Origin of the sequence: Streptomyces sp. NTH33, from assembly GCF_003236365.1 — a bacterium.
GTDB lineage: Bacteria > Actinomycetota > Actinomycetes > Streptomycetales > Streptomycetaceae > Streptomyces.
Map to the genome: position 1 here is coordinate 1 of NZ_POTZ01000182.1, position 12,768 is coordinate 12,768.

12 protein-coding genes and 1 pseudogene are annotated in these 12,768 nt (G+C 71.8%); 4 read left to right on the forward strand and 9 right to left on the reverse strand.

Features of this window, described 5'->3' with window-relative positions; genetic code table 11:
* Window positions 1-44: 44 nt before the first annotated feature.
* Complete coding sequence (locus C1I97_RS18530; protein ID WP_111004327.1) at window positions 45-824, reverse strand: IclR family transcriptional regulator domain-containing protein; 780 nt, start codon at window positions 822-824, stop codon at window positions 45-47.
* A gap of 279 nt (window positions 825-1,103) precedes the next feature.
* On the opposite strand from C1I97_RS18530, the gene C1I97_RS18535 reads away from it, so the two are divergent.
* From C1I97_RS18535 to C1I97_RS18550, 4 genes are read left to right on the forward strand one after another with little or no spacing between them, the layout of a single operon-like run.
* Window positions 1,104-2,069 (forward strand): ABC transporter substrate-binding protein, encoded by a 966-nt coding sequence (locus tag C1I97_RS18535; RefSeq protein ID WP_111004328.1) that lies wholly within the window; start codon window positions 1,104-1,106, stop codon window positions 2,067-2,069.
* Window positions 2,066-2,884: an ABC transporter permease gene (locus C1I97_RS18540; RefSeq protein WP_181446787.1), complete on the forward strand. Its 819-nt coding sequence runs from the start codon at window positions 2,066-2,068 to the stop codon at window positions 2,882-2,884. The genes C1I97_RS18535 and C1I97_RS18540 overlap by 4 nt, the downstream gene beginning before the upstream one ends.
* Entirely contained in the window at window positions 2,881-3,672 is a 792-nt protein-coding gene (locus C1I97_RS18545; protein WP_181446788.1) for an ABC transporter permease, read from the forward strand. The genes C1I97_RS18540 and C1I97_RS18545 overlap by 4 nt, the downstream gene beginning before the upstream one ends.
* Window positions 3,673-3,710: 38 nt before the next feature.
* Complete coding sequence (locus tag C1I97_RS18550; protein WP_111004336.1) at window positions 3,711-4,559, forward strand: ABC transporter ATP-binding protein; 849 nt, start codon at window positions 3,711-3,713, stop codon at window positions 4,557-4,559.
* 538 nt (window positions 4,560-5,097) lie between these two features.
* On the opposite strand, the gene C1I97_RS18560 is transcribed toward C1I97_RS18550, so the two are convergent.
* The 8 genes and pseudogenes from C1I97_RS18560 to C1I97_RS18590 form a co-directional block, all read right to left on the reverse strand.
* Entirely contained in the window at window positions 5,098-5,283 is a 186-nt protein-coding gene (locus C1I97_RS18560) for a hypothetical protein (protein ID WP_441349126.1), read from the reverse strand.
* Between the two features lie 114 nt (window positions 5,284-5,397).
* Window positions 5,398-7,044 (reverse strand): amidohydrolase, encoded by a 1,647-nt coding sequence (locus tag C1I97_RS18565; RefSeq protein WP_111004329.1) that lies wholly within the window; start codon window positions 7,042-7,044, stop codon window positions 5,398-5,400.
* Window positions 7,041-7,439 carry a cupin domain-containing protein gene (locus C1I97_RS18570; RefSeq protein ID WP_111004330.1) on the reverse strand — a complete coding sequence of 133 codons (399 nt, stop codon included), beginning with the start codon at window positions 7,437-7,439 and terminating at the stop codon, window positions 7,041-7,043. The genes C1I97_RS18565 and C1I97_RS18570 overlap by 4 nt, the downstream gene beginning before the upstream one ends.
* A 16-nt stretch (window positions 7,440-7,455) precedes the next feature.
* Window positions 7,456-8,802, reverse strand: coding sequence for an NAD(P)/FAD-dependent oxidoreductase (locus C1I97_RS40680; RefSeq protein WP_220040840.1), 1,347 nt, complete (start codon window positions 8,800-8,802; stop codon window positions 7,456-7,458).
* Window positions 8,803-8,808: 6 nt separating this feature from the next.
* Window positions 8,809-9,888, reverse strand: a pseudogene (locus C1I97_RS40685) (ABC transporter ATP-binding protein); the annotation flags it as partial.
* Complete coding sequence (locus tag C1I97_RS18580; RefSeq protein WP_111004332.1) at window positions 9,878-10,669, reverse strand: ABC transporter permease; 792 nt, start codon at window positions 10,667-10,669, stop codon at window positions 9,878-9,880. The gene C1I97_RS18580 and the pseudogene C1I97_RS40685, both read right to left, overlap by 11 nt.
* Window positions 10,666-11,544 (reverse strand): ABC transporter permease, encoded by an 879-nt coding sequence (locus C1I97_RS18585; RefSeq protein WP_220040839.1) that lies wholly within the window; start codon window positions 11,542-11,544, stop codon window positions 10,666-10,668. The genes C1I97_RS18580 and C1I97_RS18585 overlap by 4 nt, the downstream gene beginning before the upstream one ends.
* Before the next feature lie 3 nt (window positions 11,545-11,547).
* A complete protein-coding gene (locus C1I97_RS18590) occupies window positions 11,548-12,669 on the reverse strand; it encodes an ABC transporter substrate-binding protein (protein ID WP_111004333.1) in 1,122 nt (373 codons plus the stop codon).
* Window positions 12,670-12,768 lie beyond the last annotated feature (99 nt).

A 12,768-nucleotide genomic window follows, 5' to 3' on the forward strand; every position in this document is an offset into this window, starting at 1 on the left:
CTCAGGACGGAGCCGCTCCGGCGGCATGGGGGGCTGCCTGGGCGTCAGCGCCTGACCACGTGCAGGTCGGCCTCGATCCGGGCCACGGTCGCAAGGAGCGAGGGCAGCAGATCCCGGCGTACGGAGTCGACGGAGTTGCGGCTCGCGTGCACGGGGATGTTGGCAGCGGCGACGACGGTGCCATTCCCGTCACGGACCGGGGCCGCCACGGTGCGCAGCCCCACCTCGAGCTCCTGGTCCATGATGGCGTACCCCTGCTTGCGGATCCGCTGGAGTTCGGCGCGCAGCTGCGGTGGGGAGACGATGGTGCGGGGGGTCAGCGGGCGCAGGTCGCATCTGGCGAGGTGCTGGTCGAGCTGCTCGTCCGGGAGGTGGGCGAGCAACACCCGTCCGACCGAGGTGACATGGGCGGGGAAGCGGGTGCCGACGGTGATGGTGGCGGTCATGATGCGCGTGGTGGGCACTCGGCTGACGTAGACGATGTCGTCGCCGTCGAGCACGCAGAGGGAGGAGGACTCGCGGACCTCGGCGACCAGCTTCTCGAGATGGGGCTCGGCGATGTCGGGCAGCGAGGAGCCGGCGAGATAGGCGTAGCCGAGTTCCAGGACGCGCGGGGTGAGGCGGAACAGCCTTCCGTCGGTGGTGACATAGCCGAGGTCGGCGAGGGTGAGCAGGAAGCGCCGGGCAGCCGCGCGGGTCAGGTCGCAGATGCGGGCGACGTCGCTGAGGGTCAGTTCGCGATGCTCGCCGTCGAAGGCGCGGATGACTGCGAGCCCGCGCTCCAGGGACTGTACGAAATGGGCTTCCCGTTCTTGATCACCCATCGGCGGCCTCCCCCGTTTACATGCCGAACGTCGGTGCGGTGGCAGAACGGTATGGCGGCGGCCGGTGGCCGTCAACTGGTACCGGACGGCGACGGTCAGCAGGGCCGTGCCGGGCGGAAATCGCTCATCACAGGGGCGGTTCAGAGTTGTTGAAAGTTGTCCTTGTCAAAGGGTTGACCCGCCGTGAGGCGAACCATAGGTTCCCCGCAAGAACTTTCGTTCGGTCTGCGCACACATGTTTGCGCACACATCGAGAAGTGCATCTTCTGGGGAGGCCTTGTGCGTCGTCTGTCAGCCGGAGTCGCTGCCGTCGCATTGCTCACGCTCACCGCGACGGCTTGCGGTTCGTCCGATTCCGGGTCCTCCGGCAAGTCGTCCGACGGCACCACCGCCGTGAAGGTCGGCGTGATCCCCATCGTCGACGTGGCCCCGATCTATCTCGGTGAGAAGCAGGGCTTCTACAAGAAGCGCGGCCTCGACCTCACGCTGGAGTCCGGCCAGGGCGGTGCCGCGATCGTGCCGGGCGTGGCCAGCGGCCAGTTCCAGTTCGGGTTCAGCAACACGACCTCGCTCATGATCGCCCAGAGCCAGAACGTGCCGGTGCGGGGCGTCGCCAACGGCGTGGCCTCGACCGGGAAGGAGGGTGCCGACTTCGGCGGCGTCGTCGTCAAGGGCGACAGCCCGATCAAGTCGGCCAAGGACCTGACCGGGAAGAAGGTCGCGGTCAACACGCTGAAGAACATCGGCGACACCTCCGTGCGCGAATCCGTGCGCAAGGCCGGCGGCGACCCCGAGAAGGTCCAGTTCGTGGAACTCGCCTTCGACCAGATGCCCGCCGCGCTGCAATCCGGACAGGTCGACGCGGCCTGGGTCGTCGAGCCCTCACTCGCCGTCGTCAAGGGCGAGGGCGGCCGGGTCGTCGCCTCCAACTTCGTCGACATCTCGCCCGAACTCACCGTCGCCCTCTACTTCACCTCCGACAAGGTGGCCCAGCAGGACCCGGAGCTGGTGAAGAAGTTCGCCGAGGCGACCCGTGAATCCCTCGCCTACGCCAACAGTCACCCCGACGAGGTCCGCGAGATCCTCTCCACCTACACCAAGATCCCCGAGAAGACGCTGAAGGCCATGACGCTCCCCAGCTGGCCCGAGGAGCCGAACCGCGCCTCCCTCGAGCGGCTGGGCGAACTCGGCCAGAAGGACGGCCTGTTCAAGAAGGCCCCCGACCTGGACAAGCTGCTGCCGTGACAGAGTCATCCGTGAAGACCGACGCCCCGGGCGCGCGCCGCCCGGGGCCGGGCAACGCCCTGCTGGGTCTCGCCGGCCTCGGCGGCTTCCTCGCGCTGGTCGAGGCGGTGCCCCGCCTCGGCCTCGTGTCCCCCGACTACCTGCCGCCCACCAGCACGATCGCCGCCGCCCTGGTGGAGGAGATGTCCGACGCCGCCTTCTGGGTGGCGCTCGGCGACACCCTCACCGGCTGGGCTCTCGGGCTGCTCATCGCCACCGTCGCGGGCGTCGCCGCGGGAGTGCTGATCACCGTGGTCCCGTATCTGCGCGAGGCGACGGCCAGCACCGTCGAATTCCTGCGGCCGATCCCCTCGGTGGCGCTGATCCCCCTCGCCGTGCTGCTCTTCGGCACCGATCTCCGCTCCACGCTGCTGCTGGTCGTCTACGCCGCCTTCTGGCAGGTCCTCGTCCAGGTCCTGTACGGAGTCCAGGACACCGACCCCGTCGCGGAGGAGACCGCCCGCTCCTACGGCCTGGGGACCTGGGCCCGGATCCGTCATGTGCTGTGGCCGACCGCCCTGCCGTACGTCATGACCGGCGTCCGGCTCGCGGCGGCCGTCGCGCTCGTGCTCGCGATCACCGCCGAACTCATCATCGGCACGCCCGGCCTGGGCTCCCGCATCGCCGTCGCGCAGACCTCCCACGCCGTCCCCGACATGTACGCGCTGGTCGCCGTCACCGGGCTGATCGGCGTCCTGATCAACCTGGGCGCACGTGCCGTCGAGCGCCGCTCGCTGGCCTGGCACCAGTCCGTCCGGGGCGAGGTGACCACATGAAACGCCCGACCCTGCGCACCGCGGCCCTGCGGCTGCTGCTCGCCGTCGGCCTGCCCGTCCTCCTCGCGACCGCCTGGTGGTTCGCCTCCGCCGGCAGCACCGACGTCTACTGGCCGCCGCTGAGCACCATCCTGGAGACCGGGCGCGAGGTGTGGACCGCCGAGCGCATCGCCGCGGACGTGGTGCCCAGCGTCACCCGGCTGCTCCTCGGCTACGCCGGCGCGGCCGTCCTCGGCGTGGCACTCGGCATCGTCATCGGCTCCTTCCCGCGCGTGCGGGCCACCGCCGAACCGGTGCTGGAGTTCCTGCGCGCCGTGCCGCCACCCGTCCTGGTGCCCGTCATCATGCTCTTCGCCGGGATCGGCGACACGATGAAGATCGTCGTCATCATCTCCGGATGCGTCTGGCCGGTGCTGCTCAACACCGTCGAGGGCGTACGGGCCATCGACGGCGTGCTGGCCGACACGGCCCGGTCGTACGGCATCGAGGGCCCCGCGCGCCTCGGCCAGCTGGTACTGCGCTCCGCCAGCCCGCAGATCTTCGCGGGCCTGCGGCAGGCGCTGTCGATCGGCGTCATCCTGATGGTCATCAGCGAGATGTTCGCGGCCAGCAACGGACTCGGCTTCGCCGTCGTCCAGTTCCAGCGCAGCTTCGCCATCCCGGGCATGTGGAGCGGCATCCTGCTGCTCGGACTGCTCGGCGTGCTGCTCGCCCTGGTGTTCCGAGTGGTCGAACGCCGGGCCCTGGCCTGGTACCACGGCCTGCGCCAATCCCGGAGGGCGTCATGAGCAAGGAAAGCGGCGTGAAGGCCGGAAAGGGACAGCACATGCTCGACGTGAGAGGCCTGCGGAAGGTCTACGAGGGACACGGCCGGAACGTCGAGGCGGTGCGCGACCTCACCTTCTCCCTCGACGCCGGCGAACTGGTGTGCCTCGTCGGCCCGTCCGGCTGCGGCAAGACGACACTCCTGAAGTGCATCTCCGGCCTGCTCGAACCCACGTCCGGGGAGGTCCTGCTGCAGGGCAACCGGATCACCGGCCCGCCGCCCGGCATGGCCGTCGTGTTCCAGGAGTACGGCCGCAGCCTCTTCCCGTGGCTGCGGGTGCGCGACAACGTCGAGCTGCCGCTGCGCCAGAAGAAGCATCTGACGAAGGCCCGCCGCAGTGAGCTGGTCGAGCACGCCCTGCACGCCGTCGGCCTCGGCGACGCCGCGGGCGCGTACCCCTGGCAGCTCTCCGGCGGCATGCAGCAGCGCGTCGCCATCGCCCGAGCCGTCGCGTACGAGCCCGAAGTGCTCCTCATGGACGAGCCGTTCGCGGCCGTCGACGCCCAGACCCGCGCCGACCTCGAGGACCTGATCCGGCGGCTGTGGCAGGAGCTCGGTGTGACCGTCCTCTTCGTCACCCACGACATCGACGAGGCCGTCTACCTGGGCGAGCGGGTCGTCATCCTGTCGTCGTCCCCGACAGTGGTCCAGGAACAGCTGGAGATCGACCTCCCGGCCGACCGCGACCAGCTGCACACCCGGGCGGACCCGCGCTTCACGGAACTCCGCACGCGGGTGTACGAGCAGATCCAGACGGCGAAACGGGCGACGGGCGCCCTGCCGCTCCAGAAGACGGGCACGGACGCGGACACCGTGCCGCCTGCCTCGGTACCGGACCACAAGGCCTGACCGTGCTCGGCTCCGGTGACGGGCAGGGGCCGGGCCCGGGCGTGCGGGGGCCCGCACGGTTGTCCGCGGCGGGACCCTCGGTCACGCTCGGGCCCTGCCCGTCACCGATGCGGCATCAGGTCCCTGACCGGGTCGGCCTGGGCCGGGTCGGGTGCTTGGGCAGGATCTCCATGGCGGAGCTGATCGCGATGCGGCCCGGGACACGGGCCCGGCTGTGCTACCGCATCCGGGTCCACCGCGGCCGCCGGGGCGAGCGGCGCAGCCTGTCGGAGGACGACTGCATCCACCTGATCGACGGCACCCATCAGATGCTGAAGGCTCCGGTCGTCCTGGTCCGGGACCGGCTGAGCACCCGCACTTCCCGGGCAATGCGGCAGTTGGTCACCGCCCGCCCCTGGCCGACCGCCTTCCTGCTGCCCGCATACGCACCGGAGTTGAACACGGTGGGGGGCATCCGGTCGCAGTGCAAGCGGAGTTCGGCCGACCTCACTGCCGGAACGGCCGGCCGACCGCATGTGGCGGTGCGCTGCCGCTGCGGTCAGGGCGCCTTGAAGAGAGCCGGGAAGCGGGGAGCGAGCCAGAACTTGCGGCCCCGGGCGAAGACACGGCCCTGGGCGGCGGCACTCCACTGGTCGCGGCGGCCGAGTGCCATCAGGAGGAAGGTGACCGGCTCGGTGAGGATGGTGCAGTCCGGGCGGGTCGGCGGCTGCGAGCCGACAGACACCGCGCCGTCGGGCGCACCGCGCCGTCGCCCGGCCCGGGTCGTGTCCCGCGGGGGATGCTGCGGGCGGATCCGCCGACGGTGCCCGGGACCGTTCCCGGGCACCGTCGGCCGTTTTCACTCGGCGTGGACCGCCTCCCCCGCGACCAGCGTGAGCACCGAGCGGGTGCCGGCCACGTCCGCGTCCGGGGCGAACAGGTCCCGGTCGAGGACGGCGAGGTCCGCCGCCATGCCCTCGCGCACCAGGCCGGCCTCGTCGTCGTTGCCGTTCACCCAGGCCGAGCCGGCGGTGTAGGCGCGCAGGATGTCGGTGAGGTCCAGCCGCTCCCCGGGCCCGAACGGGCGGTCGGCGCCCGGCCAGCCGGAGTGCGCCGAGCCGGGGGGTTCGGTGCGGTGCACGGCGACGTGCATGGCCTGCCACGGGTCGGCCGTGGTGACCGGCCAGTCGCTGCCGCCGGCGAGCCGGGCGCCGCTGTCCAGCAGCCGGCGGAAGGGGTACTGCCGGCCGGCCCGGCCCTCGCCCAGCAGCGGGTTGGTCAGCTCGTCGGTCTGCTGGTGGTGGGTCGCCCACAGCGACTGGACGTTGGCCGCCACCCCCAGTGCGGCGAAGCGGCCGATGTCCGCGTCGTCGATCAGCTGCACATGGGCGATGTGGTGGCGCCTCTCGCGCGTCCCGTTCGTGTGGACGGCGGCCTCGACCGCGTCCAGGCACTCGCGCACCGCCCGGTCGCCGATCGCGTGGAAGTGCACCTGGAAACCGGCCGCGTCCAGCCGGGTCACCGCTTCGGCGAGCAGGCCGGCGGGCACGTTGGAGTGGCCGAGGTTGCCGGTGGCGCACCCGCAGGAGTCCAGGTACGGCTCCAGCAGGGCGCCGGTGCCGTTCTCCAGCACGCCGTCCTGCATGATCTTCACGGCGGCGGCCCGGAAGCGGCGGCCGGGCTCGCCGCGGCGGGCCACCAGGTCGTCCAGCTGCTCCAGGCCGCGGTCGCGGTCCCACCACAGGGCTCCGGTGACCCGGGCCTTCAGCAGGCCCTCGGCATCGGCCCGCCGGTAGGCGGCGAGGGTGTCGCCGGCCCCGCCGTAGGCGCCGACGATGGCGTCCTGCCAGCCGGTGATGCCGTACCGGAAGAGGTGGTCCTGCGCGTGGCGGAGCGCGGCGAGCTGCTCCTTGGCGGTGTCCGGCGGGAGCAGCCGGGCCACCAGGTCCATGGCGCTCTCGTGCAGCACCCCGGTGGGCCGGCCCGACGCGTCGCGCTCGATCCGCCCGGCCGGCGGGTCCGGTGTGCCGGCGTCGATCCCGGCCCGCTCCAGCGCCGCCGAGTTGACCCACGCCGAGTGGTGGTCGGCGTTGGGCAGGAAGACGGGCCGGTCCGGGACGACCGCGTCCAGCGGCTCGCGGGTGGGCCAGCCGCCGGGGAAGCAGTCCATGGTCCAGCCACCGCCCAGGATCCACGGCTGCCCGGGGTGGGCGGCCGCGTACTCCCGGACGGCCGCGACGCAGCTCGCGGCGTCGGTGGCCCCGGTGAGGTCGCAGCGCAGCGCCTCCAGGGCACCCCAGACGGGGTGGATGTGCGCGTCCTGGAGGCCGGGTACGACCGTGCGGCCGGCCAGGTCGAACGTTTCCGCCGACCGGCCGGCGGCCCGGCGCACCTCGGTGTCGGAGCCGACGGCCGTGATCCGGCCGCCGTCCACGGCGACGGCGGCCGCGTGCGGCCGCAGCGGGTCGCCGGTCCACACCCGGCCGCCGTGCAGGACGAGGGTCATGCGCCCGCCTTGTGGGTGCGCAGCACGTACACCTTGCGCAGGGTCTCGTGGACCTCCCAGGTGCCGCGCCAGCCGGCCGGCATCGCCAGGGTGGAGCCGGGGCGCAGCTCGACGGCCTCGCCGCCCTCGGTGCGGATGGTGGCGGATCCGGCCAGCACCTGGCAGAACTCGTCGTAGCCGTCGCGGGTGGCGGTGAAGTGGCCGGGGTCGCACTCCCAGACGCCGACCTCCGCGAGCCCGTCGGGGGACTGCCACAGGGTGCGGGTGGTCTCCTGCTGGCCGGTGGTGCTGGTGGGCTTGGGGCTCGCGGGGGGCAGGTCGGCGGTCGCGGCGTCGGCGAGGAAGGCGACGGAGGGGACGGAGGGGACGGCGGGGACGACGGTGGTGGTGTCCATGAGCGGGTGGTTCCTTTCAGCGGCCGCTGATGACGTTGGCGACGCGTGCGATGACGGAGGTGCGCTCCAGGCCGGAGTTCTCGTGCCGGTCGGCGGCGCGGTAGGCGACGTAGAGGCTGCGGACGCCGAGCCAGCGCAGCGGCTCCGGCTCCCAGCCGCGCACCTTGCGGCCGACCCAGGGCAGCCGGGTGAGGTCGCTCTCCTGACGCAGGATCAGGTCGCGCAGGGTGCGGCCGGCGAGGTTGGTGGTGGTCACGCCGTGCCCGACGTAGCCGCCGGCCCAGCCCAGTCCGGTCTTCTCGTCCAGGTGGACGGTGGCGCACCAGTCGCGCGGCACGCCCAGCACGCCGGACCAGGTGTGGTCGATCGCGACGCCCTCGGTGGCCGGGAAGTGCTGCCTGAGGATGGCCTGCAGCTGCAGCTGGGTGGCGGCCTTGGTCTCGCCGCGCTGGTCGACGTGGGAGCCGAACATGTACGGGATGCCGCGTCCGCCGATGGCGATGCGGCCGTCGGTGGTGCGCTGGATGTAGCAGTAGGAGTTGGCCTCGTCGCCGATGAGTTCGGCGCCGCGCCAGCCGATCTCCTCCCACGCGGAGGCGGGCAGCGGCTCGGTGACGATCATGCTGCTGTTCATGGGCAGCCAGACCCGGCGGTGGCCGCGCAGCCCGGCGGTGAAGCCCTCCAGCGCCCGGATGACGTACGTCGCCCTGACCGTGCCGTGGGTGGTGACCGCCTCGCGCGGGCGGATCTCGGTGACCTCGGTGCCCTCGTAGAGGGCCACGCCCATCCGCTCGACCACGTCGGCCAGGCCCCGCACCAGCTTGGCGGGCTGGATGCGGGCGCAGTGCGGGCTCCACTGGGCGTAGCGGGCGCCTGCCACGCGGACCCGCTCGGCGAGCTGGTCCGCGTCGAGTTCGATCAGGTCGTCCTCGCCCCAGCCCTCGGCGCGCAGCGCCGGCAGCCGCTCGCGCAGCCGTCGCTGCTGCGCGGCGTTGGTGGCGACGTGCAGCAGGCCGTCCTTCTGGATGTCGGCGTCGATGCCCTCCTCGGCGGCGACGCGGATGACCTCGTCGACGGAGGAGAACATCTCGCGCTGCAGGGCGACGGCCGACTCCCAGCCGTGCGCCTTGGCGTAGCGGCGCATCTGGCCGGGCGGCTCGGAGCTGAGCCAGCCGCCGTTGCGGCCGGAGGCGCCGAAGCCGGCGAACTCCTTCTCCAGCACGGCGATCCGCAGGTCCGGCGCGGCCTGCTTGAGGTAGTAGGCGGTCCACAGGGAGGTGTAGCCGCCGCCGACGAGCGCGACGTCCACGTCCAGGTCGCCGGAAGCTGGTGGGTGGGTGGTTCCGGAGGTGTCGTCGAGCAGGACGCCCCGCTCGACGTCCCAGACGACGGTGACCTCGTCACCGCGGCGGACGCCGGACAGCCGGTCGGCCTGCTCGCGGGCGAGCAGCACGGTGCCGTCGGGCAGGGCGAGTTCGAGCTTGCGGCCGGAGCCCAGGTAGATCTCCTGGGTGACCCGGGCGGGCAGCGCGTTGGCCCCGGGGGCGACCGGATCGGCGGCCGGCCGCACCCTCAGGTGCTCGGGGCGGACGACGACGGCGGCCGCGCCGCCTCCGGCCGGCCGGCCCGCGGCGCGCACGGTGCGGTCGCCGACCCGCAGGCAGGAGTCGTCGCCGTCCGGCTCGACGTGTCCGCGGACGGTGGAGGACTCGCCGAGGAACTCGGCCACGAAGAGGCTCTGCGGCTTTTCGTACAGCTCGCTCGCCGTGCCGACCTGCTGGATGCCCCCGTCGTTGAAGACGGCGATGCGGTCGGAGAGGACCAGCGCCTCCTCCTGGTCGTGGGTGACGAAGACGAAGGTGGAGCCGACCTCCTGGTGCACCCGCTTGATCTCCAGCTGGAGGCTCTCCCGCAGCTTCTTGTCGAGCGCGCCGAGCGGCTCGTCCATCAGCAGCACGCTCGGCTCGTACACCACGGCCCGCGCCAGGGCGACCCGCTGCTGCTGGCCGCCGGACAGCTCGCGCGGCCTGCGGTGGCCGTAGCCGCCGAGCCGCACCGTCTCCAGGGCCGCCTCGACCATCTCGGCGCGGCGGGCCTTCGGCACCTTGCGCTGCTTGAGCGGGAAGGCGACGTTCTCCGCCACGGTCATGTGCGGGAAGAGCGCGTAGTGCTGGAAGACCATGCCGATGTCGCGCCGGTGCGGCGGCAGGTCCTGCATCTGCTTGCCGCCGATGGTCAGCGTGCCCGAGGTGGCGGCGGTGAACCCGGCGATGATGTTGAGGGTGGTGGTCTTGCCGGAGCCGCTGGGGCCCAGCAGGGTCATGAACTCGCCCGGTTCGATGACCAGGGAGACGTCGTCGACGGCGACGAAGTCCGCGTACTCCTTGCGCACCTGCGCCAGTTCGATACGGGCTCCGCGCGCCTTGATGAGGCTGGTCTCAGCGGACACGGTTCCTCCTGGCGGTGGTGAAGGTGGCGGCCAGCACGAGCACCGTGGTGAAGACGATGATCAGGGTGGCGGCCGCGGCGATGGTGGGGTCGGTGTCCCGGGTCACGCTGGCGAACATCTTGACCGGCAGGGTCTGCAGGTAGGGGCTCTGGATGAACAGCGAGACGACGACCTCGTCGAAGCTGGTGACGAAGGCGAACAGGGCACCGGAGACAACACCGGGGGCGATCTGCGGCAGCGTCACCTGCCGGATGGCGCCCCACCGGGTGGCGCCGCAGATCAGTGCGGCGTCCTCCAGCCGACGGTCGAAGCCGCGCAGGCTCGCCGTCACCGGGATGATGACGAACGGCAGGGCCAGCACGGTGTGCGCGGCGACGAAGCCGAACAGGGTGCCCAGCAGGTTGTACTGGAGGAAGAGGGCGTAGACGCCGATGGCGACGACCACGGTCGGCACGATCATGGGTGCCAGCAGCAGCCCGTACGACCCCTTCACCCAGCGCGAGCCGGACCGGGTGAGCGCGATCGCGGCGGCGGTGCCCAGCACGGTGGCCACCACCGCGACCAGGGCGCCCACCTGGAGCGAGGAGAACAGCGCGTCCAGCCAGCGGGGGTCGCTGAAGAAGTTGGCGTACCAGCGGGTGGACCAGCCGCTCGGCGGGAACACCAGGGACGCCTTGTCGGTGAAGCTGAGCGGGATCACCACCAGCGTCGGCGCGATGAGCCAGAGGCCCACCAGGGCGCTGAACGCCCACAGCGCGATGCGCGCGGGTCCGGCTCTCATCGGGCACCTCCCCGGGTCCGGGTGATGCGCAGGACGACGCCGACCAGTCCCAGCAGGACCAGCGTCACCGCCAGCAGCACCACGCCCATCGCTCCGCCGCGGCCCCAGGCCAGCAGCCCGTTGACCTGGGTGAAGATCTGCTGGGAGATCAGCGCCTGGTCGGGCGAGCCCAGCAGTGCCGGGGTGACGTAGAAGCCGAGCGAGGTGATGAAGACGGTCAGCGCGCCGGCGCCCACGCCGGGCAGTGACAGCGGTACGAAGATCCGCCAGAACGCGACGGCCGGGCGGGCGCCCATGCCCTGCGCGGCGTCCAGCAGCCGACGGTCGATGCCGTTCATCACGGCGTACAGCGGCAGCACCATGAAGGGCATCAGCACCTGGGACATGCCGATCACCACCCCGGTGGGGGTGCGGATCAGCTGCAGCGGGCCCAGCCCCACGGTGCCGAGGAGCTGGTTGACCACGCCGCTGTCCTGGAGCAGCACCACCCAGGCGAAGGTGCGCACCATCAGGCTGGTCCAGAAGGGCAGCAGCACCAGCAGGGTGAGCCAGATCCGCGCGCGGGCGCCGACCACGGTCATCAGGTAGGCGTACGGGTAGGAGAGCAGCAGGGTCACCAGGGTGACGACGGCGCCGACGGTCAGCGTGCGGACCAGGGTGGCGAGGGCGACGTCGCTGGTGAGGAACCAGGAGTAGTTGCCCGCGCCGGGCGTCGGCTCGGTGACGCTGCGCCAGGCCATCAGGCCCAGCGGCACCAGGAAGAGCACGGCCAGCAGGACCAGGGCCGGCAGCAGCAGCCAGCCCCACCGGCCGCCGGCCCCCTTGCGGGGCCGGCCGCCGGAGGCCGGGGAGGCGATCTCGATCAGGGCGGTCATGGGTTACCGGGCCAGCCAGTCGGACCACTTCGGGATGACCTGCTCCTGGTTCTTCGCCCACCAGGCGTTGTCGAGCTCGAGGGCCTGCTTCTGACGCTCCGGGGTGGAGGTGAGGTACTCCGCCGCGAGCTTGTCGACCTTGGGCTTGGCGTCGGAGTTGATCGGCGAGTACGAGGTCAGTTCGGTGAGCTTGGCCTGCTGGTCGGCGCCCAGGTAGTAGTTGATGAGCGCCATGGCGGCCTTGGGGTTCTTCGCGCCCTTGGGCACGGCGAGCGAGTCCGCGACCGGCATGAACTGGTTCCACTGCGGGGCGAACTTGGCGCCGTTCTTCACGGCCGAGTAGGCGCGGCCGGTCCACACCATCGCCATGGAGACCTCACCCGACTCCAGCAGCTGCTGGGAGCGGGCGCCGGTGTCCCAGAAGACCAGCGAGGAACGGACGCCGGTGAGCTTCTTCAGGGCGCGGTCGACGTCGAGCGGGAAGAGCTGGTCGGGTGCGACTCCGTCCGCGATCAGCGCCGCCTCCAGCGGGCCGGGGGCCGCGTCCGAGGGCACACCGGGGATGGCGCGCTTGCCGGGGTACTTGACGGTGTCGAAGAAGTCCGCCCAGTCCTTCGGCGGGTTGTCGCCGAACTTGGACTTGTCGTACATCAGCACCATGCCGTACGTCATGGCCGGCACCGTGCACTTGCCCGCCATGCCCTCGGGCAGCTTGGAGGTGTCGACGATCTTGGTGTCGAGCGGCATCAGCAGCTTGCCGCACTGGCGCTCGGCCCAGATGGAGTCGGCGTCCACCACGTCCCAGGTGACGTTCTTGGCGTCGACCTGGGCCTTGATCTTGGTGTAGTCGGTGGGGCCGTCGGAGAGCACCTTCGCCCCGGAGTCGGCGGCGAACGGCTTGACCGCGGCGTTCTCCTGACCGTCCTGGTAGATGCCGCCGTACGAGGTGAAGGTGAGGGTGACGCCGTCGAGCGCGCCCTTCTTCACCTTGCCGGCCACGGCCGGACCGGTACCCAGGTCGACGTCGGCCGCGGCGGGGCCGGTACCGGCGCAGCCGGTGAGGGTCAGCAGCAGGGCGCCGGCGGCAGCGGCACAGCCGACGATTTTGCGCGATATTCCGGGCATTACTGGCTCCAGGAGGGGCGGTGAAGACAAACAGGGAGGGGAGGACGAGAGCGCGCGGCGGCAGGGCGCGGCGGGCTGCGAGAAGAGAGAAGGAGGAGG

What these genes read in the sequence shown, in the direction of transcription:
- C1I97_RS18580 (WP_111004332.1), bottom strand. Translation starts at nt 10,669, where the DNA reads ATGAGAGCCGGACCCGCGCGCATCGCGCTGTGGGCGTTCAGCGCCCTG.
- C1I97_RS18585 (WP_220040839.1), bottom strand. Translation starts at nt 11,544, where the DNA reads ATGACCGCCCTGATCGAGATCGCCTCCCCGGCCTCCGGCGGCCGGCCC.
- C1I97_RS18565 (WP_111004329.1), bottom strand. Translation starts at nt 7,044, where the DNA reads ATGACCCTCGTCCTGCACGGCGGCCGGGTGTGGACCGGCGACCCGCTG.
- C1I97_RS18590 (WP_111004333.1), bottom strand. Translation starts at nt 12,669, where the DNA reads ATGCCCGGAATATCGCGCAAAATCGTCGGCTGTGCCGCTGCCGCCGGC.
- C1I97_RS18570 (WP_111004330.1), bottom strand. Translation starts at nt 7,439, where the DNA reads ATGGACACCACCACCGTCGTCCCCGCCGTCCCCTCCGTCCCCTCCGTC.
- C1I97_RS18550 (WP_111004336.1), top strand. Translation starts at nt 3,711, where the DNA reads ATGCTCGACGTGAGAGGCCTGCGGAAGGTCTACGAGGGACACGGCCGG.
- C1I97_RS18545 (WP_181446788.1), top strand. Translation starts at nt 2,881, where the DNA reads ATGAAACGCCCGACCCTGCGCACCGCGGCCCTGCGGCTGCTGCTCGCC.
- C1I97_RS18530 (WP_111004327.1), bottom strand. Translation starts at nt 824, where the DNA reads ATGGGTGATCAAGAACGGGAAGCCCATTTCGTACAGTCCCTGGAGCGC.